This is a genomic window from Corynebacterium nasorum (genome assembly GCF_032821635.1).
GTDB lineage: Bacteria > Actinomycetota > Actinomycetes > Mycobacteriales > Mycobacteriaceae > Corynebacterium > Corynebacterium kefirresidentii.
Window position 1 is genome coordinate 111,685 of sequence record NZ_JAVBIE010000005.1, and the last position, 23,919, is coordinate 135,603.

Sequence of the window (23,919 nt, forward strand, 5' to 3'; positions counted from 1 at the left end):
AGGCTACCCGCTGGTTATGATGGTGGGCATGCGCATTCTCGTAATTGGTTCGGGCGGCCGTGAACACGCCCTTGTGAAGGGCCTGTCCGCCGACCCCCAGAGCACCGAAATCCACGCCGCGCCGGGCAGCGCGGCCATGTCCACTCTCGCCACGGTCCACCCGGAATACTCCCAGGTAGATGACGTGGATCGCATGGTAGAACTGGCCCGGGATATCGCCGCAGATCTCGTCGTCATCGGTCCCGAGGTGCCGCTCGTTGCTGGCGTGGCAGACGCCCTGCGCGCCGCCGGCATCGCGGTCTTCGGCCCCAGCAAGGAAGCAGCCCAGATCGAGGGATCCAAGGCCTTTGCCAAGGACGTCATGGAGGCGGCAGGCGTTAAGACCGCTCGCGCGGAACAGCTGCGCCCAGGTGCGGCCGAGGAAGACATTGAGGCCGCGCTCGACCGCTTCGGCCCACAGTTTGTGGTCAAAGACGATGGTCTTGCCGGCGGCAAAGGCGTGGTGGTCACCGCGGACCGCGCCGCTGCCCGCGCTCACGTAGATACCGTCCTTGCCGCCGGCAATCCGGTGTTGCTGGAGTCTTTCCTCGATGGACCTGAAATTTCGCTTTTCTGCCTGGTTGACGGCGAGACCGTCGTCCCGCTGCTGCCAGCTCAGGACCACAAGCGCGCCTATGACAACGACGAAGGCCCCAATACCGGCGGCATGGGGGCGTACACCCCGTTGCCGTGGCTGCCGGAGGAGGGCGTGCAGCGCATCGTGGACGAGGTTTGCGTCCCTGTGGCCAAGGAGATGGTATGCCGCGGCACCCCATATTCCGGCCTGCTTTATGCCGGCTTGGCGTGGGGCGAAGAAGGCCCGGCCGTAGTCGAGTTCAACTGCCGCTTCGGCGATCCCGAGACCCAGGCCGTGCTTTCCCTTCTCAAGTCCCCACTAGCAGAGGCCCTCCACGCCACCGCGACTGGCACCCTGGCCGAGCTCGCGCCGCTGGAATGGGAGGATGGCTTCGCCGTTATCGTAGTCATGGCGGCAGAAGGCTACCCGGCCTCCCCGCGCAAGGGCGATGCCATCTCCGGAGCTGCGCTGGATGATCCGCAACGCGTCCTGCACGCCGGCACCGTTCACACAGACGGGGCCTACCACACCGCGGGCGGTCGCGTGCTTAGCGTGCTGGGAAAGGGATCCACGCTGGCTGAAGCGCGAGCAGACGCCTACGCCACCGTCGACGGCATCGAGTTTGCGGGTGGTTTTGTCCGCCGGGACATCGGCAAGCGAGCAGAAGACGGTGAGATTTCTCTCTAACCCTTCACCCCGCGGTGGGGCAGGCATGGAATAATAGTCACGTGGCTGAAAAGAAGAAGATTTCCAACGTCCTGTCCTCCCGCTATGCCTCCGCAGAGCTGTCCAGCATCTGGAGCCCGGAGCATAAAATCATCCTGGAACGCAAGCTCTGGATTGCGGTTATGCGCGCCCAAAAGGATTTGGGCGTAGACATCCCCTCCAAAGCCATCGATGCCTACGAGGCCGTGGTGGAAGACGTGAACCTCGAGTCCATCGCGGAGCGCGAGCGCGTGACCCGCCACGATGTGAAGGCCCGCATCGAGGAGTTCAATGCGTTGGCCGGTTATGAGCATATCCACAAGGGCATGACCAGCCGTGATCTCACCGAGAACGTGGAACAGCTGCAAATCCACACCTCGCTGGAGATCATCCGCGATAAGGCCATTGCCGTGGTCTCCCGCATCGGCCGTCATGCCGCCGAGTACCAGTCTCTGGTTATGGCCGGCCGCTCCCATAACGTGGCCGCGCAGGCCACCACCCTGGGCAAGCGCTTTGCTACGGCCGGCGATGAGATGCTGCTGGCCATCGAGCGTGTCGAAGACCTTCTCGCGCGCTACCCGCTGCGCGGCATCAAGGGGCCGATGGGCACCTCCCAAGACATGCTGGATCTCATGGGCGGCTCCGAAGACAAACTTGCCTCCCTGGAGACCGCCATCGCGGATTACCTGGGCTTCCACCGCATCTTCAACTCCGTGGGCCAGGTCTACCCACGCTCCCTCGACTTCGACGCCATCTCCGCCCTAGTGGAGCTCGGCGCCGCCCCGTCCTCGTTGGCCACCACCATCCGCCTGATGGCCGGCAATGAGACCGTCACCGAAGGCTTCAAGGAAGGCCAGGTCGGCTCTTCTGCCATGCCGCACAAGATGAACGCCCGCTCCTGCGAGCGCGTCGGCGGCCTGCAGGTCATCCTCCGCGGCTACCTCACCATGGCCGCAGACCTGGCCGGCCAGCAGTGGAACGAAGGCGATGTCTTCTGCTCGGTCGTCCGCCGCGTCGCGCTTCCCGACGCCTTCTTTGCCCTCGACGGCCAATTCGAAACCTTCCTCACCGTCCTCGACGAGTTCGGTGCCTTCCCCGCCATGATTGACCGCGAATTGGAGCGCTACCTGCCCTTCCTGGCTACCACCCGCATCCTCATGGCGGCCGTGCGTGCCGGCGTGGGCCGCGAGACTGCCCACGAGGTCATCAAGGAAAACGCCGTAGCCGTTGCGCTTAATATGCGCGAAAACGGCGGCGAGCAGGACTTGGTCCAGCGCCTTGCTGCCGATGACCGCCTGCCCATGGACGAGTCCGACCTCGAGGCCGCCCTGGCCGATAAGCACGCCTTCATCGGCGCTGCCGAGTCCCAGGTCAACCAGGTGCTCAACCGCATTAACGCCTTGGTAGGCGAGCACCCCAAGGCCGCCGCCTATACCCCGGGCGAAATCCTCTAGCCCGCATTTTCCGGCTCCCTTCGCAATTCCAGCCCCTTCGCATTTCGATCAAATAGTCCCCGGATCCCGGCGGATTCCGGGGCTTATTTGATCGAAACCTACTCGCCACCCCTGGGCGCTAGAATGAAAGTCATGCGTCCTGAGCTTTCTTCTTATACCCATCTTGCCTCCGGCAAGGTCCGCGATATCTACGATGTAGACGAAAACACCCTGCTGATGGTGGTTTCGGACCGCATCTCCGCCTACGACCACGCCTTAGAGCCGGCCATCCCGGATAAAGGTCGCGTGCTGACCGCGACCTCGAAGTTCTTCTTCGATTCCATCGATTTTCCCAACCACCTGGCCGGCCCGCTCGATGATGAGCGCATCCCTGCCGAGTGCCTCGGCCGCGCGATGGTAGTCAAGAAATTGGACATGCTGCCCTTCGAGTGTGTGGCCCGCGGCTTTCTCACCGGCTCCGGTTTGAAGGAGTACAAGGCCAATGGCACCGTGTGTGGCATCGAGCTGCCAGATGGCCTCGTGGAGGCTTCCCGCCTGCCCGAGCCCATCTTCACCCCGGCCACCAAGGCGGAACAGGGCGAGCACGATGAGAACGTGTCCTTCGACTACGTGGTGGACAAGCTAGGCGCCGAGCGCGCCGAGGAGCTACGCGCGGCCACCTTGCGCATCTACTCCACGGCCGCCGCGCTTGCGGAGGAAAAGGGCATCATCCTCGCCGATACCAAGTTCGAGTTCGGCCTCGACCAGGACGGTACGCTCGTGCTGGCCGATGAGGTCCTCACCCCAGATTCCTCCCGCTACTGGCCGGCTGATTCTTATGTCGAGGGCGAGGTTCAGCCATCCTTCGACAAGCAGTATGTACGCAATTGGCTGACTTCCGACGCCTCCGGATGGGACCAAGCCGCCGACGGCACCCCACCTCAGCTGCCTGCCGACGTCGTTTCCGCCACCCGCCTGCGCTACATCGAGGCCTACGAGCGGCTGTCCGGCAAGCTTTTCGCTGATTTCCTCTCGCCCGAGGACTAACTCCCCGCCGAAGCTCCCGCACCACGGGGTGCCACGCGTACAGTGGGACGGCATGAGCAACGAGAATCTTTCCGCCCCCGTAGCCGCCGTCCACCCCGTGACCCGTTCCTTCCACGGCCGGGAGTTCGTGGATAACTACGAGTGGCTGCGCGATAAGGAATCCCAGGAAACCCTGGATTACCTCAACGCCGAAAATGATTACACCAAGGCGAAGACCGCGCACTTGGGGGAGATGACGGAGAATATCTTCCAGGAGATTAAGTCCCGCATCAAACAGACTGATATGTCCGTGCCCTCCCGCCGCGGCGATTACTGGTACTACGGCCGCACTGAGGAAGGTAAGAGCTACGGTTATTCCTGCCGCCTTCCAGTAGAGGAGGGGTCCGACCCCTGGACCGCCCCGGTTATCCCGGAGGAAGGCACCCCGGACGGGGAAGAGATTATCCTTGACGCCAACGCGTTGGCCGAGGGGAAGGACTTCTTCGCGCTCGGTGCCGCCTCCATCTCTGATTCTGGCCGCTACCTAGCCTATTCGGTGGATTTTGCCGGAGATGAGCGCTTTGAGCTCTACATCAAGGACCTAGAGACCGGCGAGCTTCTCGACGACCACCTAGAGGGCATCTTTTACGGCGCTACCTGGGCCGGAGACGGCTTTATTTTCTACACCACCGTCGACGATGCATGGCGTCCCGATACCATTTGGCGCCACAAGGTAGGCACCGCGCAGTCCGAGGACGTGCAGGTGTTTAAGGAAGAAGATGAGCACTTTAACGTGGGCATCGGCAGCGCCCGCTCTGATAAGTACCTCTTCCTTGGCATAAGCTCCAAGGTGACCTCTGAGGTATGGGTGCTCGAAGAAGACAACCCCGAGGGGGACTTCCGCCTGCTGTGGGAGCGAGAATCCGGCGTGGACTACGACGTCGATCACGCCGTCGTCAAAGGCGAGGACTACTGGATTGTCACCCACAATGCCACCGGCCCCAACTTCGAGGTGGGCTATACCAAGGCCGACGGCGAGCTGCCCGCTCTCCGGGATCTGCCCGCGCTGCTGCCTCATAAGGAAACCACCCGCATCGAGGGCGTGGATACCTACCGCGACCAAATTGTGGTGGGTTACCGTCGCGGTGGCATTGGCCGTGCCGCCATCATGCGCATTAATGACGGCTTTGGCGAATTCGAAGAGCTCAACTTCAACGAAGAGCTCTTCACCGTTTCCGTATCTGGTAACCCGGAGTGGGACGCGCCGGTGCTTCGCGTAAGCTATGTGTCCTTTACCCAGCCCGCCCAGCTTTTCGACTACCGCGTGGACACCGGCGAGTACACCCTGCTCAAGGAGCAAGAGGTTCCCGGTGGCTATAACCCGGATGATTACGTAGCTTATCGCCTGTGGACCACGGCTGCCGACGGCACCGACATCCCCGTCTCCATTGTCCATCGCGCCGATCTTGACCGCACCCAGCCGAATCCGACTCTGCTCTACGGCTATGGCTCCTATGAGGTCAGCGTGGATCCGGCCTTCTCCGTGACCCGCCTGTCCCTGATGGACCGCGGCATGATTTTTGCGGTTGCCCATGTACGCGGCGGCGGCGAGATGGGGCGCACCTGGTATGACGACGGCAAAATGCTTAAGAAGAAAAACACCTTTACCGACTTCATCGACGTCGCTGATGACCTCATCGCCCGAGGCGTGACCACCGCAGACCAAATGGTGGCCGAGGGCGGTTCGGCCGGCGGAATGCTTATGGGTGCAATCGCCAATATGGCCCCAGACCGCTTTACCGCCATCCAAGCCGTTGTTCCGTTCGTGGATCCTCTGACCTCGATCCTCATGCCGGAACTGCCGCTTACCGTGCCTGAGTGGGAGGAGTGGGGCGACCCGTACCACGATCCTGAGGTCTATGACTACATGAAGTCCTACTCGCCGTACGAGAATATTGAGGCCAAAGACTACCCGGACATCCTGGCTATTACCTCGCTAAACGATACCCGCGTGCTCTACGTTGAACCGGCCAAGTGGATTGCCCAGCTGCGGGCGACGGCCACCGGCGGTGAGTTCCTGCTCAAAACTGAAATGGCTGCAGGCCACGGTGGAGTGTCCGGCCGTTATGAAAAGTGGCGCCAAAACGCCTTCGAGTATGCGTGGACGATCAATAAGGCCACTGGTCTGGAGAAGTAAAACCCGGATAGGGGGCCAGCGCGCGAATCCTAAATTCCTGTGCGATAATTTTTCTTATGAATGGCCACCTTCTGGTATCGATCTCCAGCATCTTTGATGACACACGGAAGCAGGCTAGCCGGCTCCTCTCGATCCTTGATCGAGAGGAGATTCCTGTTTCCCTGCTTATTGCCCCGCATATCGACGGCAACTGGCACCTTGCGAAAGATAAAGACACCAAAAGCTGGCTCCGAGACCAAGCCGATGCCGGCCGCATACTCATCCTCAACGGTTTCGACCGCTCGGTGCAGGGACGTCGTGCAGAGTTTGCGAATCTCGACTCCCACGAGGCAAAGCTGCGACTCGCGGGTGCGACCCGTCAGATGGCCAAGATCGGCTTCGAACCCACAATTTTCGCCCCGCCGCGCTGGCGCATGTCTCCCGGCACCCTGCAGGTATTGCCACAGTTTAAGTTTGAGGTGGCAGCCTCTACCCGCGGTGTTTTGCAGATCAATTCCGGCAAATTCCACCAGGCCCGTAACTTGTCCTTTGGCGAGGGCTTTGGCTCCGCTAAGTGGTGGCGCAAGAACATCATTCGTGCAGCAGAGCGGTCCGCGCAGCGCGGCAATACCGTTCGCCTGTCCGTGTCCGGCCGCAACCTAGATGACCGCAAGGTGATCCATGACTTCGTCAAAGCTGCCGACCGGGCTATTAACGCTGGGGCGACCCCTGCCGATTATGGCGCCTTCCTGCCAAAATAGGGAGCGCATTCCCTCGTCAGAGGTTCTGCGAACAAGAGTGGCGGGGATGGTTGGTGGTGTCTATGTCCGGTAGCACGATTTCGTCCATCTAAAACCCTGTTTCCGTCAACGGTTGTAGTGTTTTAGATGGACGAAATCGTTGAAATCGCAAAAATTAAGACCCCGCACGCTTGGGACTTCTCCGAAGCGAGCGGGGTCTGCGTCTGTGGGCGATTAGCGCTGCAGGCTGGTGATGAAGTTCTTTACTTCCTTAGGCAGCATGCCCCAGATCGGGGCCGGGATGGCCTTCTGGAGATTACCGGTCACAGCGAGGAAGCCGGGGATGGCGACGAGGCCGGCGATAGCCGCGATGGCAGCGGCGATACCGGCGCCGACGGAGCTAGTGCTGGAGTTGGAACCGGAGCCAGGGTTACCTGGCTTTTCCGCGGGCTTGTCCTCTGGCTTATCGGAAGGCTCATCGGAAGGCTTGTCCACCGGATCATCTGCCGGGTCATCCGCTGGATCGTCCGGCTGGCCGGCGGAGTCGTCCGCACCGAGGGTGAAACCGACCTTGACTGGATCATGGTCAGAAGCGCGGAACGGGGAGTCATCGTAGAAGTCGACGATATTGTAGTTGCGGCGGGAATACTCGAAGGCGACGGGTTCGTCGGCATTGATGTTCCAGACTTGGGCGTCGTCAAGCGTGCCGGTGGCTATCTCGTTCGCTAGCACGTGATCCAAGGTGCCAAGCAGGCCGGAGAACTGGTAGGAGGGATCGGCACCATATTTTTCGGCGGGCACGGTAAAGCCATCGTTGCGGAAGACGTCGAGCGCGGTCTCGTGGGTATAGGTATTGAAATCGCCTAGGGCGAAAAGTGGCTTATCCTTCCAGTCTTCCTGCTTGTGGAGGGCATCGAGGACGGCCTGTGCCTGCGCGTTGCGCACGTTCGGGTTATTGCCCTGGCCATCGCCGGAATCGGCATCGCCCTTGGCCACCGAGCCCTTGGACTTGAAATGGTTGGCCACGGCAACGAAGGACTCCTCGCCCTCCTTTAGCGGTTGGAATTCCTGGGCAAGAGGCTCGCGGGCGGTGCCGGTGAAGCGATCGTCCTGGAAGATGCGGGACTCGCCGACAGGCTTCACCACATCCTTGTGGTAGATAAACGCGGTGCGGATGACATCCGGGGAGTCCGGTACGGCGTCCTTGGACGGGGAAGGAACGAAGGCCCACTTATCGGAACCAGCGGCCTCATTGAGCTTTTCCGTCAGGTGCTTGAGTGCCTTATCGCGCTGGGCAAAGTCGCCGGTGACAGCGTAGCCATCTTCGATTTCGGAAAGGCCGATGACATCGGCATCGAGGCCGTTGATGGCCGCGACAATCTTGCGTTCCTGGTCCGCGAGTGCGGATTGGGTATAGGCGCCGCGGGTCTTACCGCGGTTGACCGTGACCTTATTGCCCTCGCGGTCGGTGTAGGCGCTGCCGCCGAGTTCCTCGCCCAGGGAGGTGAAGTAGTTCAAAACGTTGAAGGCGCCGATGGTGTATTCGCCCTTGACGTCATCGATGGCGTGCAGCTCAGCCTCGCGGGAGTCCTCCCAAGAGATGGGCAGGTCTGCGCCCGCGGTGTTGCCGGTAACCGGGGTGGTGGGCTGGAAGCGCCACTGCTCGTGAGAAAAGCCTACGATGACCGGGTGCTGGAAAGAGACGGTATCGGTGGTGCGCAGGGATTTGATGGTGTGGGCATCGTCCTGGGCGATATATGGCAGCGGGGTTTCCTGGTCGGTTTTGAGGTAATCGCGGGTGCGGCCATCGTCCAAGGTGACCAGTTTATCGGCGTTGTCCTTGGTCAGCTTCTGGATATCGGAATTGGGATCCGTGGAAGGGGAGAAGATATCGGAAGGCTGGCGGAAGGCTTCCTTGCCAGGGGCAAGGCCAATCTCGCCGTACTGGTTGAGGGCGTAGTTATTGGTTACGGTGTGCTCGCCGGGCTGGATGAGCATGTGCTCGAAGGGCTCGCGGGCCTCGTTGCCATCGGGAAGCTGGTCGACCTTCAGTGGGGTGACCTTCTCTAGCGGGGTATCGAGCTGCGTGACCTCGGCGGCGGTGATTTGGGTGGAACCGTAGAACTCGGAGACCTTGCCGGTGACCGCAACGGAATCCGCGAGGTCCGGGTACTGGTCGGCTGGCTTATCGCCCATGTACACGAAGAGGGCCTGGGAGGCGTCGGTAGCTTCGGCACCGGTCCCGCCCGTCTGGATGGTGAAGCCATTGAGGCCACCCTCGCTCCACACGCCGGTGACAACACCCTCGGTGGTAACGGTCTGGTCCTTGAGCGGGGACTCAGCGCCGGTGCCTTGGATATCCGCGATGGCGGTCACGCCTTCGGGAGCTGGCTGCTCGGGCTCGGCCGGATCCTCAGGCTGAGGGGAGGGAGCCTCATTACCGGCGTTAGTCGGGGTAGGGGCGCCGGTGGTGAAGTCGGCGGCATTGTCATCGGTATCGGTGCCCTCGGCGTCGCGAGAGGCGGATTTGGCATTGGACAGACCCGCGGCAGCGGTGCCCTCCTTGAGGGAAGTGGCGCCGTAGCCGATGGCATCGATGGGGGTTCCGGTGGCGTCGGCAAGCTGCACGGAGCCCTTGGAACCGGACATGTTGAGGTTGCCCTCGGCGTCTGGGGTAGGCAGTGCATCGCCCGCTCCATTGCCGGCCGCTCCCTGCACGAGGTAGTAGCCATGCGGGGCGATGGTGCCCGAAAGCACTACCTTGCCGCCCGTGTTGCCGGAGGCGGAGAAATACTCCACGGTATAGCCGCTCAGGTCAATCGGGGCATCGGTGGGGTTATAGAGCTCGATGAAGTCATGGGTGAAGGCAGCGCCCTTATTGCCACCGCCCCCGTAGACCTCGGAGATGACTGCGGCGGAACCGTCGGTGGCAGCCGTGGCAGTGGGTACAGCAGGGGCGGCAGTAGACAAGGCGGTGGCGAGCGCCAGCGCACCTAGGCGACGAGAAGACATAGATTCAACCTTAAATGAGAGCGATAGTGTGCGATGTCTATTAGTAGATCGCCGCGCCGGGGCGGGGTGGAGCGCACGCCGGAGTTTGCCAGAGCGTTGTTTGAGGTTCACGTAGAGTTTGCCCAAGCGGGGTGAAACCCACACTGCGGGGGTGAGTCTAGGTAAAAGCCGGGGGTGCCAACTAAACTAAGCCGCGCAGACCAAAGCCCCATACAGTAAGGCAATATTTTCATGGCTCGTGTAGTTGTCAATGTCATGCCCAAGGCGGAGATTCTGGATCCGCAGGGCCAAGCCGTCGTCCGCGCGCTGGGTCGCATCGGGGTATCCGGTGTCAGCGATGTGCGCCAGGGAAAGCGCTTCGAAATCGAGGTCGATGACTCTGTTACCGCAGAGGACCTCGATAAGGTAGCCGCCACACTGCTGGCCAATACCGTCATCGAGGATCACGAGGTTGTTGGGCTGGAGGTCAAGTAAGTGACCGCAACAATCGGAGTAATCACTTTCCCCGGAACCCTGGATGATGTGGATGCCGCTCGCGCAGCCCGCACCGCCGGTGCAGAGGTGAAAAGCCTCTGGCACGCAGATAGCGATCTGCACGGCGTGGATGCGGTAGTAGTGCCGGGCGGTTTTTCTTATGGTGACTACCTGCGCTCGGGCGCTATTTCCGCGCTGGCGCCGGTAATGCAGTCCGTTATTGACCGTGCGAAGCAGGGCATGCCGGTGCTTGGCATTTGCAATGGCTTCCAGATTTTGACCGAGGCGGGCCTGCTGCCGGGCGCGCTGACCCGCAATAAGGGCCTGCACTTCCACTGCACCGATACTTACCTCGAGGTGGCAAATTCCACTACCGCGTGGACCAGTGAGTTTGAGCAGGGCCAGAAGATTCTGGTGCCGGCCAAGCACGGTGAGGGCCGCTTCCAGGCCGGTGATGATGACATTGCCCGCATCGAGGGCGAGGGCCGCGTGGTCTTCCGCTATACCGATAATTACAACGGCTCTGTCAACGGCATTGCCGGTGTCAGCGATGAGTCTGGCCGCATCGTGGGCCTTATGCCGCACCCAGAGCACGCCATTGACACGTTGACCGGCCCATCCACCGACGGACTGGGACTTTTCGTATCCGCCATCAAGGCCGTCGCCCAGGCGCCGGCGGTTTAAGGAGGCCACTTTAATGACCGTTCATAATGACACCGTAGAAAAGGCACAGTCCACCCCGGATGAGCAGCAACCCTACGCGGAGCTCGGCCTGAAGGATGACGAGTACCAGCGCATCCACGATATCTTGGGCCGCCGCCCTACCGATGCGGAGCTGACCATGTACTCCGTTATGTGGTCCGAGCACTGCTCCTATAAGTCTTCCAAGACGCACCTGCGTTATTTTGGCGAGACCATGACTGAGGAGATGGGGGAGAAGATCCTCGCTGGCATCGGTGAGAACGCCGGCGTGGTGGACATCGGAGACGGCAACGCGGTGACCTTCCGCGTGGAGTCCCACAATCACCCGTCCTACGTGGAGCCCTACCAGGGCGCGGCCACCGGTGTGGGCGGCATCGTGCGCGACATCATGGCCATGGGCGCCCGCCCGATTGCCGTGATGGACCAGCTGCGCTTTGGGCCTGCCGACGCCCCCGATACCAAGCGCGTCCTGCCCGGCGTGGTCTCCGGCATTGGCGGCTACGGAAACTCCCTGGGTTTGCCCAATATTGGTGGCGAGACCGTCTTTGATGAGACCTACGCGGGTAACCCACTGGTCAACGCCCTGTGTGTGGGCACCCTCAAGGTGGAGGACCTCAAGCTGGCCTTTGCGTCCGGCAAGGGCAATAAGGTCATGCTCTTCGGCTCCCGCACCGGTTTGGACGGCATTGGCGGTGTTTCCGTGCTAGCCTCCGATACCTTCGAGGACGGCGCCGAGCGCAAGCTGCCGGCCGTACAGGTAGGCGACCCCTTCGCAGAGAAGGTGCTTATCGAGTGCTGCCTGGATCTCTACCACGCCGGCGTGGTCGTAGGTATCCAGGATCTCGGCGGTGCGGGCTTGGCCTGTGCTACCTCGGAGCTGGCAGCGGCCGGCGATGGCGGCATGGAGGTCAACCTCGATAATGTTCCGCTGCGTGCGAAGGATATGACCGCGGCCGAGATCCTCGCCTCCGAGTCCCAGGAGCGCATGTGCGCCGTTGTGTCTCCGGAGAACGTGGAGAAGTTCCGCGAAATCTGCGCGCACTGGGATGTAACCTGCGCCGAGATCGGCGAGGTCACCGAGGGTAATCACCTGGTTATCCGCCACCAGGGTGAGGTCGTCGTGGATGCTCCCGCCGGCACCATCGCGGACGAGGCTCCTGTGTACGAGCGCCCCTATGCCCGCCCGGAGTGGCAGGACGAGCTGCAGAAGTACCAGGGCACCGACAAGCGTGGTCTGGTGGAATCCCTGCAGAAGCTCGTCTCCTCCCCGTCGCTGTGCTCACGCGATTTCATCATGAACCAATATGACCGCTACGTGCGTGGCAACACCGTCCAGTCCCACCACGCGGATGCCGGTGTGCTGCGCATTGATGAGGAGACCGGCCGCGGCGTGGCTGTTTCCGCCGATGCTTCCGGCCGCTACACCAAGCTGGATCCAAATATGGGCGCCCGCCTCGCGCTGGCGGAGGCTTATCGCAATGTCGCCGTCACCGGTGCGAAGCCCGTCGCGATTACCAACTGCTTGAACTACGGTTCCCCGGAAAACCCCGACGTGATGTGGCAGTTCCGCGAGTCGGTGCATGGGCTTGCCGACGCCGCCGTGGAGCTTTCCATCCCCGTCTCCGGCGGCAATGTCTCCTTCTACAACCAGACCGGCGAGGAGCCAATCCTGCCCACCCCGGTGGTTGGCGTGCTGGGCGTTATCGATGACGTGCACAAGGCCATCGGCAACGAGCTGGGCACCGTGGGCGAAAAGGAAATACTTATCGCCCTCGGTGAGACCAAGGACGAGTTCGGCGGCTCCATCTGGCAACAGGTAAGCGCCGATACTTCCGATGCTTCCTCCCTCAATGGCCTGCCGCCGCAGGTGGACATGGCCAACGAGAAGCGCCTGGCCGAGTTCTTCCACGGCAATGAGCTGCTTACCGCCGCGCATGACCTGTCCGAAGGTGGCCTAGCAGTAGCCGCTTTTGAGATGGCTAAGCGCGCTGGTGCGACTGCCGACGGCGCCGGCCTCGGCCTCAACCTGGACCTTTCGGCAGTCCACGAGGATGAATTTGTCGCCGCCTTCTCCGAGTCTGCCTCCCGCGTGCTCGTGGCCACCACCGCCGACCGCGCCGATCAGGTGCTTGCCCGCGCCGGCGAGCTGGGCATCCCAGCCGCCATAGTGGGTGAGACCACCGAAACCGGCGCACTGACCCTCGGCGGCGAATCCGTCGCCATCTCCCAGCTGGTCTCTGCCTGGTCCGCCACCCTGCCGGATCTCTTCGACCATGCCGTGGGTGCTAACTCCGTGGTGGAGTAAACCGCTGCCCATTCCCGTCGCCCAATGACGTGGAAGCACGAAAAGCCCAGCTTCGGAATTGCTTCCCATTAGTTGGACTGAGAAATCAGTTACCGATTAGTGGGGAGTAGTTCAGAATCATGGGCCTTTGTCATTCTAAATATTCCAATTCCCCGGGGCAGCCTTCGCGTAGTCAACCCCGATTGTCTTGAAGTGCTCGTGGGCGGCATCGATCTTGGCCTGCTCAGTTGTGCGCAGGAGATGCTCGACCATCGTGCTCTTGGTTTCGCGGATCATGTACAGCTTGTCTTCCCCGTCCACCTGTTTCACGATTGCCCAGTCGGGATTGTATGGCCCGACCGGAGTATCAATCTTGAACTTCGGCGGCAGCTTCAGGAACAGTTTGATGTCTTCGCGTTCGTCGAGGAGTTCGGCGAACCGGCGCTCTACTTCAGAGTCGTAGACAACGAAGTCGTAGTCGGTTTTCTCTCGGTTTTTGACCTTGTACAAGTTGTCCAGGAAGTATTGCTTTTCTTCGATGTCGTCTTGCTGAAGTTCGGTGAGCGAGTACACGCTGCCGCCGATCTTTTCGTATTGGACGCCTTCGGTGACGATTGCGGCGAGTTCGGCCTCGATGATGCCTTTGACCATCTTGATGTAGTCGTTCGGGTTTGAGATGAACTCGTCGAGGCGGTCACTCTGCATGAGGATGTCGATGATCGTCTTACGGGTGAGCGATGTGGCTTCTTGGAGTTCGGATACGATATCCGGCAACTTGTACCCGCCTCGTAGCTCGGCTGTGCGGCTGCTTGTTTCTGAGCCTTTGGCGCCACCGCGGGCAACGGTCAGTCGGGCTTTCTTCACTTCGATACGAAGGGGCGCGATCTCTTCAGCTTTCTTGATCTTCCGCACCGCGCTCTTTATCAGTACATCGCGATCAACTGAGACGCTGTAGGACGTGCGTTGGCTGATCTTCTCCCAAAATTCTTCGAACTCGCGCGACTGAAAGTACAGCCGCTTGTTCAGCTTGCGAGTAGTTCGATCGCGCTTTGGTTTTACGTAGTGCTCAATCTTCGCTCGGCGCAGTACCTCGATGACCGATTCTTCTACGGGGCTGTATTCTGCATCCAGGCCGAGGGAGAAGTCGTCGGCGTCCGGGGTGAAGGACGCTGTGACGAAGCCGTCTTTGTTAAGAAAGCCACGTTGTTTCAGATGGTCCCAGAGCTCGGCGGACTCGGTGTAGCCCAAGTTTATTTGCTCCTCCGTGTCGGGTTTCGGCAGCTTGGCAAAGTCGCCTTTGCGGATGTACCCAATCGCCACTCCGGCCTTCTTATATTCCTTTTGGAGGTTAGTGGCGAACTCTTGGTAGGACTCATTAGCGACGACGGTGAGTTGAGCTACGGAACGGTCCGCTACACGCTCGCCGCTCTGGTTAATGGGCAGTCGCAGACCACGTCCGATTGTTTGGCGGCGTTCGGTCTCGGAGCCCATTTCGCGCAAAGTACAGATTTGGAAAACGTTCGGATTGTCCCAGCCTTCGCGTAGAGCGGAGTGGGAGAAGATGAAGCGAACAGGTTCGTCTTCGCTCAGCAGCCGGGCTTTGTGTTTCATGATGAGGTCGTAGGAGTCGTCATCCTTGGCTGTGACACCCGAGGTGTCGCCGTATACGCCTTTTTTGATCTGAGAGAAGTACGCGCGACGCAGCTCAATCGGCTCTTGTGGCAAAAGGTCTTTGTACTTCGGGAATCGGTCTCGTTCCTCAATAAAGAGCTCGTCGAACCACTGGGCAAACTTGCCGTCGGCAGTGGTGTTGTCGGTGCCGTCTCCCAAGTAGCTGGCCACTTTATCTACGAAGAAGAGGCTCAGTACCTTGATGCCGAGCGGGCGCATCAGCGATTCTTTGCGGAAGTGCTCGCGGATGGTTTCGCGGATCATTTCGCGGTACACGGTCTCGTCGTTGCCGCCGATCGTTTCGCCGACTTGGAGAATTCCGTGGTTGGTTAGCTCGATGAAGCCAGGACCGTCGAGGTTGATTTCATTGATTCGCCAGTTGTTTTCGTAGGCGGAGTTGCCAGTGACCTTCTCGAGGTCTTGGTTCTGCTTCACCTTCTTCACCTGGCGGGCTAGGGATCCGTCCTTCTTACGGCACACCAACTCGAGGCTCGCCTGCCACGGATTGCTATCGATGGAAAGAAGTTTGATGTAAGGCTTGGCGTCGCCACCATGCTCTGTCGCTTCAGCAACAACGATCTGTTTGACCAAGCCTAGCTCATGAGCATCTACCGGATCCAAACGGTAGGTAAGGTTTCGCGTTTCGCGATGCGTCGCACTGTAGCGAAGAATGAACGCCGGATCCATGCCTGCTAGCGCTGTTTTGGATAGTTCAGATTCCATGTTCTGCGGTTCGTCCATGATCAGAATTGGCCGTGTTGCACGCAGGAAATCGATCGGCCGTAACCCGTTGAGCTTGTCCCGGGTTTGGTTCATGATCAAGTTGTTTCCGCGACCACGCACCGAGCCGATCGTCATGATCATGATCTGAATGCTTGTCGACGTTGCAAAGGATTGCACTTCCTCAGCGTTTTTGCCGCTGTAGACCATGTAGTCAAACGGGGACGCGGGGTATAGCTGGCGGAAGTGGTCGTGCATCAGCTCGATGCTTGTTTTCACGCCTTCGCGGATAGCAACGCTGGGCACAAGAATGACGAACTTGGTGAAGTTATACTTCTCTGCCAACTCGAAAATCGTGCGAAGGTACACATAGGTTTTGCCGGTGCCTGTCTCCATCTCGATGTCGAACTGGAGGCCGTCAACAAGCTCTTTTGCAGGTTCAAGCCCCTGTCCGTTCTGCACAACCTTGAGGTTCTCGAGCACAGTTGCTTCATCCAACAAAAAGTTGTTGCCGACGGCTCCAACCTCTTCACTTAGATCTAGGTCAAGCGCTTGGTTGCTGGTCTCTGGCAGAACTCGTTCGGTGTGAAACGATGTGAGAAAGTCCCCGGCGTCGTTCGGCTGACCTTCGAACAAGTCGGTGACGGAATCAATCGCTTGAACCTGGTACTGCTGCTTGGCATCAAACTTGAATTTCATGTTGATCCTTTACGCCGTCCAGAGCTCAATGCCGTTGGTCTTGCAGATTTGTGCCAGGTTGGTTTTCAGCTCGTCGTCGCCTTGGAACGCATCCTCGAGCATGATGAACTGAGCTGGCTTGACCTCCATAGCCTCACGAAGCTGTAACAGGGTCGGCTTGGTGTGTTCGTCAAGGTACGCGAGCACCAGGGTGTCTTCTTCACCGTCTTCGTCATCGACTCGAACTACCGCTTTATACGACAGACCATCGATATCGCGGTCACGAATCTGCTCGACCAACGAGTGGCCCTGCTTGAGCAGGATCTCGGTGAGAAGGTCATCAGGGGTGGCGTTGTCGTCGGCGCTTTCTCGGAGATCCAGCAGGTGTTGTTCGAGCACAGTCGCGTCGGTATCAGAGTCGGTGCACCACTTGGTGAAGTTGGTGTCGGCGAGCTTGTAGGAGCGGAAGCCGGTGTCTAGCGGTTCGTCGCGCTTGGCCAATTGCTCGCCAAGCTCATTTTCAATCTGCTCGCTAGCTAGTAACAAACGCTGACGTGAGATCTCAGGAATTGTTTTGAAACCTGATTTACTTGCTTCGGATTTTTCCGGCGTGGGCTCCGGCAGCTGCACCAAGATAAATTTGCGGTTTCCTCCATCTTTTGCATTCAGCTGAACTGTAGCATGGGCGGTTGTGCCCGAACCTGCAAAGAAGTCCAGCACAAGTGCGTCATTCTCGGTGAACTGAGTAAGCATTCGCTCTATTAATGAAACAGGTTTAGGGCTATCGAAAAAAGCTCCTCCTAGTAGCTTTTTAAGCGCTGACGTGGCACTGGAAGTGTAACCAGCAGTATCCCACCAAGTGGTATCTGTCTTACGCTTTTGTGCAGCATCCTGCCGGTAGTATTTGCGCTGCAAAGTATTTCCGCGTTTTACAACTTCTCCAGCATCATGCAGTTCTTGCATTGTTTGCTTTGAATACCTGAAGTATCCTTCGACTCCCAAAAACTCATAATACGGATTACCTTTTCTGGCGCCGCCCGGACCATCTACCGGGACAAATTTATACGCACCACGTGCATCTTCATGATCAAAACCAGATAAATCTGGATCGAGGCCAATTCCTTTTCTCATGTCAAAAATTAGGTCGAAGCGGCGTGCGTACAAGTAAATAGTATTATGATTTGGTGAGACGATCTTGTCGTTGGAAACAGATCCTCGAGCTTTATGGTTTATGGCAGCCACGAAGTTATTTTCGCCGAAGATTTGATCGAGCAACTTACGAAGGTGTGCTGCTTCATTGTCATCAATTGAAATGAAGATCACACCATCATCAGTCAAGAGGTTCCTAGCCAACTTCAGCCGCGGGTACATCATGTTGAGCCAGTTGGAGTGGTACCGGCCCTCGGACTCTGAGTTGGACGACAGCTTCGTGCCGTCCTCGTTGACTTGCTTGGACCATTCGAGGTAGGTCTCGAGGCCTTCCTTGTAGTTATCGGGGTACACGAAGTCTTTGCCGGTGTTGTACGGCGGATCGATGTAAATCATCTTGATCTTGCCGTGGTAGTGCTTCTGCAGAATCTTCAGCACTTCGAGGTTGTCGCCCTCGATGAATACGTTCTTTGTCGTGTCCCAGTCTTTCGAGTTTTTCTTATCCGGGCGAAGCGTTGCAGTCGTCGGGGTTTGTGCTGCGCGCATAGCGCGCTTCTTGCCAGGCCAAAACAGGCCGAAGCGTTCGCTGGTGTCTGAGGCGTCGCCCTCGAGCAGCTCCTTGAGTTTCTCTACGTCAATCTTGCCGTCAGCAATCGCTTCGGGTGCCAATTCGGCGATCTGCTCGGCCAGCTCGGTACGGAACTCGGGGCTGCTGCCAGGAACTTCGTTGATTATATCTCGTTCTTCGCTCATTGTTTTCCCTTTGACTATCTTCGTTTACGCTTTGATCTGCCACCGGATAGTGAACAGTTCCTTTTCAGACCGTTTGCCCTGAAGCGACTGTCTAATCAGAATAAGCAACTCATCGACATTATCGCGCAGGTTTCGCTTTTCTCTTCGATATTGGTCCTCGATCGAATCGATTTCGTCGTCAAGATTGCGGGCCTTTTTCTTGAACCTCAGCTGCTCCATCGGGTCGTCAGCTTGAGTGGCTTTTCTGCGCAGTTCTTTTCGCTTCTTCTCAAGCTCACGGACCGCTTTCCTGCGCTCTGTGTCGAGGTCAAGGATTTGACTTTCAAGCAGTTCCTCTTGTTGGTTGTAGTAGCTCGAGTTGCGGTGTTGGACTTCCTTTTCCAGAGACTCCCGCTGCTGGTCGATCGCTGCCGCAAACAGATCCGTGTTGAGTGGCCCTGCTATATCCAACGTGTCGACGACACGCAGATCCATCATCTCTGCTGCATCTTCTTGGTTCAGTACCTCGCCGGAATCGGTGATGCCGGCAGCGAGCAAGTAGCTCTCGGAAATGTCACTGTCGTTGGCCTTCATCTTGAACGTCAACCCCCGGACAGTGAGGGATCCAGACTGTCCAGCCAATTCTTTCATGCGGGAGCTAGCACGGTCGGACTTGCCGATGTCGAATACGAGGGTCTGGCACGGCGTGTCCGCTGTCAGCGTGCCATCGATGACGAACTTCGCGAGATCACTGTGATAGCGGTACTGCTTAGAATTGTCGCTTGGTGAGGACTTGAAGTGGTAGCGGCCAGTCGCAATACCCGCAGCTGGTGGCGTGTTCAGCACGAAGTTGCGGCCGTCGCCTTCAAACGTGGCCTTGCCTTGTAAGCCGTGAATGGTCAGGAGGAGGAGCAGCCGCTCAAACTTGTTCAGTACCTCACCAGACTGCTCGTCGTAGGACTTCAAGCGGTCACGCACTGACGGATCAAGGTTGTCGAAAACCTTCGCCTTCGCCTCAGCCATGTCCTTGCTCACAGTGGCGGCGTATTTCTTCTCAAGTTCCTTGAATGCCTGATTGATCTCGTCAGCAGTGCGGTAGCTGTCGTAGATCTTCGCAATCTCCTGAGCGAAATCGAAGCCGCTCTCAATGCGGCCCAACACCTCGTCACTAGCGCCAAAAACGCTATCGAAGAGATGGAATTTGTTCTCCAGCAGCTCCAAGATGCGAGCCTCAGCCTCATTGCCCTCATTGAAGAAATTGACGATGACAACGTCGTGTTTCTGGCCAAAACGGTGAATGCGGCCGATACGCTGTTCCACCCGCTGTGGGTTCCACGGCAGGTCGTAGTTGATCAGCATTGAGCAAAACTGCAGGTTGATTCCCTCTGATGCCGCTTCCGTTGCGATCATGATCGAGCCGGAGTCATGGAAGTAATCAACAAGAGCTTTTCGACGATCCGCCGAGGGGTTGCCGGTAATGACGTCGCTACCAACATTCTTTGTGAGCCACTCCTGATAAATCGCAGTCGCCTCAGGTGAATCATTTTGGCCGTTGAACAGCACCAGCCCTTCCCCGTACCCTGCTTGTCGCAGCGTTTCCGCGATGAAGTTTTGGGTGTCGCTGTACTCTGTAAAGATGATGGCCTTTTCGGGAGCACCGACCTCACGCAGCCGTGCGAAGCCGCGCTCAATGGCCTCCCCGAGTTTCAGCGACTTCTGATTCTGGTGAATCGATTCCGCGAGCGTTGCGTACTCTCTGAGCTCATCAATCTCGCTCTGCACTTTTTTGCGGACTTCCGGGTCCGACCAGTCCTCGTGCTTCTCCACGAGGTCACCAAACACCTCATATGCTGCCTGCTCTTCATCAAGCATGTCGTTAACGAAATCGAACGGTGGCATGCGATTGTCCTGTGGCTGGCCTGCTGCCAGCTCCTCTGTCAGCCGATTCGCTGTTCTACGAAGCGTAATTCCCACGGCGTATGTTGAGGAACCCAACCGCTTGCGCATCACCTGCGAAGAAAGTGCTCGCTGCGAGTCATTGAACGCGTACAAGGTATCGCGTTGGAGGTAGGCGTTGACCAGGTCATAAAGATCCAGTTCCGCTTGTGAAGGCTGGAACTTTACGGTCAATGGGTCACGCTTGGTGAACCGGATGTACTTCTCTGCATCACGCCGCAAGGTGCGCTTGGTCAACTGGCCGACGCGCTCCGCCAAGTCATCAGGGCTGAATTCGGTGCTTCCTGCTTTCACATACCGTTCGCGGAAAACATCGATAGACCGAAAGTACTCTGGGTCGAAAATAGAGACAAGACCGTAGATCTCTTCAAGGCGGTTCTGTAGTGGGGTTGCGGTGAGCAGCACTACCTTGTTTGCGCCATCAAAAACCTCACCGACCGAATGCGCTACTTTGGCATGCTTCTTGCCCTTATAGAAGTTACGTAGCCGGTGGGCTTCGTCGGCAACGACTAAGTCCCACGGGCGCATCAGATCCGCCTTGTTTTGTTGGACAAACTCGTAAGAGGCAATCAAGACCTGACCAGGCGTCTTGTTAGCCAGAAGCGTTGCCTTGGATTTTGAGTCAAGCAGCTCGGATGGGATCAAGAACTTCTCGTACAGCTCCTGTTTCCACTGCTGCCGGAGGCTGGCAGGAGCAACGATCAGGATGCGGCGTTTACGCTCTGCCCAATACTGCGTAATAACAATGCCCGCCTCGATCGTCTTACCGAGGCCGACTTCATCAGCCAACACGACGCCTCTTGTCGCGTTCCCCTTCAGCGCGAATAATGCTGCCTCAATCTGGTGAGGCTTAGGTTCCACCTGGGCGTCGAAAAGCAGTCCTGCAAGCTTGCCGACATGGTCATTGGCATAACTCCGCTCAAGCTCGTGCGCGAAGTACTTCGCTTGATGGTTGGAGAGGTGTAGTCCGAAGGAGATTTCGGGCTTTTCACGGCGTGTGTTCTCCGGTACAGACTGGTCTGGGCTCTGAATCATAATTTTTCCCGATGTAGTGAAACTGCTTGCATGGGTCAGCGTCATTCAACTGTAGCGGGCGGGGCGTGATGGGTGAGACACTTCCAGTAGATTTTGAAGTGTCCCGAGTTTTGGTCCTGGGCATTTGCCTTGATTTTTAATAATTGCCTGTGGCGGGTTCTGCTTCCAGAATTCGGTTTCGTCCGCGACCGGGAATCGGTATCTCAACCTTTGGTGGAGCCTTGCCTTGGACTGGCGATAACCACGCGAGGTGATAAACCCACTAGCCCGGCTATTTTTCAACGTCTTACAGATGAACTCGGGCAGTGAAACGATTCCGGTGTTCATCGATGAACCGGATCATTTCTTAACGTTTTGTGCCTGGTTTCGACGCGAAAAAGCTGAGGCAGCCTTCAGCAGCTCATTAGTATCGCGCGGTTCTTGATTTTCACGGCGTAGCATCGCGTTTTCGGCGACCAAATCTTCAGGCACAGATTCTGGTATGTTCCCGGCACGGCGGGCCCATCAAAGTTCATAGACGAACTGTGTACCATGAAACCCCAGCTGTGGGCCTACTCCTCAGCACACGGCTTGCATCAATATGTTTTCCGCCAAAATGCGGTCCTCCACAAGGTGGACCACACGGTCCTTGGCATCCTGGTCAAATTTTCTCGGAATTGTCCAGATTTTCCCATCTACTCAGACGGACCAAAACCTGGGACACTTCAGCTTCCAAGTATCTCCCCTTGATGTCCTCCGCCTCTACTCGTACACTTACGGTATCGTAAGTTGTCCGTTGCCGGGTCAGTAGAAGGGGAGTATCGCCGTGGCACAGTTGCATGCAGATAGCGCGCCGGGGCCGGGTTTTGTCCAGCGAACCTATTGGATGGCGGACCGCGGTTCGAGGCCGCTTAGCCGTGGCTGGGGGCATGCAATAGCGGCGTTATTGTCGGTGATTGCCTCCACCGTGCTCATTACCTATGCATGGATGACGCTGCACTGGTGGCAGGGGCTTGGTGTGACTGTCTATGGCGTGGGGCTGGTGGGGCTTTTTGGCGTCTCCGCGCTCTATCACCGCTACCCGTGGGCGAGCGCGCGTACGGTGCAGTGGTGGCGGCGAGCGGACCACGCGACCATTTCGGTATTTATCGCCGCGACATATACGCCGCTGTGCCTCATCGTGTTATCGCCGGAGCAGGCGGCATGGATGCTAAGTGTTGCCTGGGCAGGAGCGATTCTCGGCGTGATTTTGAACCTGGTGTGGATTAGCCACCCGCGCTGGCTCGACGTGGTGGTCTACCTAGCGTTGGGATGGCTCGTGCTGCCGCTGCTGCCCACGCTGTGGACGCAGGCGGGGGCCGCGGTGGTCTGGCTGCTCTTCGCCGGCGGCGTGGTGTATTCGCTAGGCGCGCTGGTTTATGGCTTCAAATGGCCAGGGCGCAACGCGCGCTACTACGGCTACCACGAGCACTTCCACACCGCGACCATCGCGGCGGCGGTGGTACACCTCGTGGCGGTGTGGATGGTCGTAGTCCAAGGCGCTGCTTAGTCAGCGTCAGGGAAAAGCTCCCCGGGATCGGTATCGGTCGTAATCGCGGCGGCAAGCAGCATACGTGCTTGGGGAGCGCGCAGGGTGCCAGAGGAGATAACGCCGGCGTCGGCAAGCGTGGCACCGCCACCGGCCCCGCCGTAGATTCCCTCCACTGGGCCGTGATCCACGCGGGTGGTGAGCACCACCGGAACCTTCTTGGCCGCGGCCTGAGCAGCCTGGGCTAGCTCGTCGCCGATATTGCCGGCGCCCATGCCCTCAATGACGATGCCTTCGGCGCCGCTGTCCAAGGAACGCTGGATGAGATCAGCCGGCGCGCCGGGGTAGGCGGCGATAATATCGACGCGGGTATTGCCCAGTGGCTTAAACTTCAGAGCCTTCGGGCGCTGAGGCTGCTTCTCGCCATTGTTATTGGCAAAGCCATCGGCTTTGGACGTATCGGACTTGAAAGCGCCGCGGGCAGGAATGACCTGATCCGCAAAGGCGATAAACGTGCCGCGGCCCCTATTGGCGGGATCGGTGACGGTCTTCACCGCGAGCGCCAAGTTATCCGGGCCATCTGGATTCGGATCATCAAAGGGGCGCATTGCACCGGTTAAGGCCACCGGCTTCGCACTGTCTTGGAAGGTATCGACAGCGATGGCGGTCTCTTCCATGGAATCGGTGCCATGGGTTACCACAACACCATCGACATCATCGCGACGCAGTTCCTTGTTTACGGCCGTGATAATGCTATCGGTATCGTCCAAGGTCATCGCGGAAGAATCCAGCTTAGCAATGTCTTTGACCTCTAACGTGAGTTTGTTGTTATCAAAGGTGCCAGAAAGCGGTTCCACCAACTTGGAGCCAGTAACGGTAGGCACCACCGCGCCAGTCTTATCGTGTGTGCTGGCGATAGTGCCGCCGGTAGAAAGGACCACCACGTGTCCCTCGGCGGTGGCGCGTGGGCCCTCGCTTTCCGTGGCGGAGGTTTCAGGTGCTTCTGTGGTCGCGGGCTCAGAACTGGTGGGGCTGTGCGAGGCGGAAGACTCGGGTGTGGTGGCCGAAGTTTCGTCCGCTGGGCGGTTATCCGGATTCTGGCAGGACGCCAAGAGGCAGGCCGAAGCTATCAGGGCAAGGCCGGTGCGTACCGACCGGCGCAAAGTTGGGGTGTGCATATTCCCTCGTTTCTGTGTGGATATAAGAGCAGACGGCAGGAAACGTCGTCTGCGTATAAGTCCATCTAAAGCAGAAAGAAGGCGTGTTCGCCGCCCACTATGGACTTATTAACACCGAAACGAGG

General features: G+C 58.6%; 14 protein-coding genes and 1 pseudogene. 9 read left to right on the forward strand and 6 right to left on the reverse strand.

Annotated features, from left to right (window positions below; genetic code table 11):
- Positions 1–28: 28 nt before the first annotated feature.
- The 5 genes from purD (at position 29) to RAE07_RS05980 (ending at position 6,717) form a co-directional block, all read left to right on the forward strand.
- Complete coding sequence (gene purD / locus RAE07_RS05960) at positions 29–1,303, forward strand: phosphoribosylamine--glycine ligase (protein ID WP_034655982.1); 1,275 nt, start codon at positions 29–31, stop codon at positions 1,301–1,303.
- 41 nt (positions 1,304–1,344) lie between these two features.
- A complete protein-coding gene (gene purB, locus RAE07_RS05965) occupies positions 1,345–2,775 on the forward strand; it encodes an adenylosuccinate lyase (protein WP_200288657.1) in 1,431 nt (476 codons plus the stop codon).
- A gap of 132 nt (positions 2,776–2,907) precedes the next feature.
- On the forward strand, positions 2,908–3,801 hold the full coding sequence (locus RAE07_RS05970; RefSeq protein WP_317001524.1) for a phosphoribosylaminoimidazolesuccinocarboxamide synthase: 894 nt from the start codon (positions 2,908–2,910) through the stop codon (positions 3,799–3,801).
- A gap of 52 nt (positions 3,802–3,853) precedes the next feature.
- Positions 3,854–5,977 (forward strand): S9 family peptidase, encoded by a 2,124-nt coding sequence (locus tag RAE07_RS05975; protein ID WP_317001525.1) that lies wholly within the window; start codon positions 3,854–3,856, stop codon positions 5,975–5,977.
- Between the two features lie 56 nt (positions 5,978–6,033).
- Positions 6,034–6,717: a DUF2334 domain-containing protein gene (locus tag RAE07_RS05980; protein WP_317001526.1), complete on the forward strand. Its 684-nt coding sequence runs from the start codon at positions 6,034–6,036 to the stop codon at positions 6,715–6,717.
- Between the two features lie 213 nt (positions 6,718–6,930).
- On the opposite strand, the gene RAE07_RS05985 is transcribed toward RAE07_RS05980, so the two are convergent.
- The gene (locus tag RAE07_RS05985; RefSeq protein WP_317001527.1) at positions 6,931–9,708 is read right to left on the reverse strand and encodes an ExeM/NucH family extracellular endonuclease; all 2,778 of its coding nucleotides are present in this window, start codon (positions 9,706–9,708) and stop codon (positions 6,931–6,933) included.
- 231 nt (positions 9,709–9,939) lie between these two features.
- Here RAE07_RS05985 and purS point away from each other — a divergent pair, with 231 nt between their 5' ends.
- The 3 genes from purS to purL are packed head-to-tail and all read left to right on the forward strand — an operon-like array spanning position 9,940 to position 13,189.
- Positions 9,940–10,182, forward strand: a complete 243-nt coding sequence (purS, locus tag RAE07_RS05990) for a phosphoribosylformylglycinamidine synthase subunit PurS (RefSeq protein ID WP_317001529.1) — start codon at positions 9,940–9,942, stop codon at positions 10,180–10,182.
- Positions 10,183–10,866 (forward strand): phosphoribosylformylglycinamidine synthase subunit PurQ, encoded by a 684-nt coding sequence (gene purQ / locus RAE07_RS05995; protein WP_239236715.1) that lies wholly within the window; start codon positions 10,183–10,185, stop codon positions 10,864–10,866.
- A 13-nt stretch (positions 10,867–10,879) separates the two neighbouring features.
- On the forward strand, positions 10,880–13,189 hold the full coding sequence (purL, locus tag RAE07_RS06000) for a phosphoribosylformylglycinamidine synthase subunit PurL (protein WP_317001530.1): 2,310 nt from the start codon (positions 10,880–10,882) through the stop codon (positions 13,187–13,189).
- A gap of 135 nt (positions 13,190–13,324) precedes the next feature.
- On the opposite strand, the gene RAE07_RS06005 is transcribed toward purL, so the two are convergent.
- From RAE07_RS06005 to RAE07_RS11980, 4 genes and pseudogenes are all read right to left on the reverse strand, one after another.
- Positions 13,325–16,258, reverse strand: a complete 2,934-nt coding sequence (locus tag RAE07_RS06005; protein ID WP_317001531.1) for a restriction endonuclease — start codon at positions 16,256–16,258, stop codon at positions 13,325–13,327.
- A gap of 9 nt (positions 16,259–16,267) precedes the next feature.
- Positions 16,268–18,139 carry a site-specific DNA-methyltransferase gene (locus tag RAE07_RS06010; RefSeq protein ID WP_317001532.1) on the reverse strand — a complete coding sequence of 624 codons (1,872 nt, stop codon included), beginning with the start codon at positions 18,137–18,139 and terminating at the stop codon, positions 16,268–16,270.
- A 24-nt stretch (positions 18,140–18,163) separates the two neighbouring features.
- On the reverse strand, positions 18,164–21,109 hold the full coding sequence (locus RAE07_RS06015; RefSeq protein WP_317001545.1) for an SNF2-related protein: 2,946 nt from the start codon (positions 21,107–21,109) through the stop codon (positions 18,164–18,166).
- A 511-nt stretch (positions 21,110–21,620) separates the two neighbouring features.
- Positions 21,621–21,812: pseudogene (locus tag RAE07_RS11980) on the reverse strand (hypothetical protein).
- Between the two features lie 162 nt (positions 21,813–21,974).
- Between RAE07_RS11980 and trhA the strand changes: the two are divergent.
- Positions 21,975–22,637, forward strand: coding sequence for a PAQR family membrane homeostasis protein TrhA (trhA, locus tag RAE07_RS06020; protein WP_317001546.1), 663 nt, complete (start codon positions 21,975–21,977; stop codon positions 22,635–22,637).
- Here trhA and RAE07_RS06025 read toward each other — a convergent pair.
- Complete coding sequence (locus RAE07_RS06025) at positions 22,634–23,794, reverse strand: asparaginase (RefSeq protein ID WP_317001533.1); 1,161 nt, start codon at positions 23,792–23,794, stop codon at positions 22,634–22,636. The two genes, trhA and RAE07_RS06025, sit on opposite strands and share 4 nt — an antisense overlap.
- Between the last annotated feature and the right edge of the window lie 125 nt (positions 23,795–23,919).

What these genes read in the sequence shown, in the direction of transcription:
- purD (WP_034655982.1), top strand. Translation starts at nt 29, where the DNA reads ATGCGCATTCTCGTAATTGGTTCGGGCGGCCGTGAACACGCCCTTGTG.
- RAE07_RS05970 (WP_317001524.1), top strand. Translation starts at nt 2,908, where the DNA reads ATGCGTCCTGAGCTTTCTTCTTATACCCATCTTGCCTCCGGCAAGGTC.
- RAE07_RS05975 (WP_317001525.1), top strand. Translation starts at nt 3,854, where the DNA reads ATGAGCAACGAGAATCTTTCCGCCCCCGTAGCCGCCGTCCACCCCGTG.
- RAE07_RS05980 (WP_317001526.1), top strand. Translation starts at nt 6,034, where the DNA reads ATGAATGGCCACCTTCTGGTATCGATCTCCAGCATCTTTGATGACACA.
- RAE07_RS05985 (WP_317001527.1), bottom strand. Translation starts at nt 9,708, where the DNA reads ATGTCTTCTCGTCGCCTAGGTGCGCTGGCGCTCGCCACCGCCTTGTCT.
- purS (WP_317001529.1), top strand. Translation starts at nt 9,940, where the DNA reads ATGGCTCGTGTAGTTGTCAATGTCATGCCCAAGGCGGAGATTCTGGAT.
- purL (WP_317001530.1), top strand. Translation starts at nt 10,880, where the DNA reads ATGACCGTTCATAATGACACCGTAGAAAAGGCACAGTCCACCCCGGAT.
- RAE07_RS06005 (WP_317001531.1), bottom strand. Translation starts at nt 16,258, where the DNA reads ATGAAATTCAAGTTTGATGCCAAGCAGCAGTACCAGGTTCAAGCGATT.
- RAE07_RS06010 (WP_317001532.1), bottom strand. Translation starts at nt 18,139, where the DNA reads ATGAGCGAAGAACGAGATATAATCAACGAAGTTCCTGGCAGCAGCCCC.
- RAE07_RS06015 (WP_317001545.1), bottom strand. Translation starts at nt 21,109, where the DNA reads ATGATTCAGAGCCCAGACCAGTCTGTACCGGAGAACACACGCCGTGAA.
- trhA (WP_317001546.1), top strand. Translation starts at nt 21,975, where the DNA reads ATGGCGGACCGCGGTTCGAGGCCGCTTAGCCGTGGCTGGGGGCATGCA.
- RAE07_RS06025 (WP_317001533.1), bottom strand. Translation starts at nt 23,794, where the DNA reads ATGCACACCCCAACTTTGCGCCGGTCGGTACGCACCGGCCTTGCCCTG.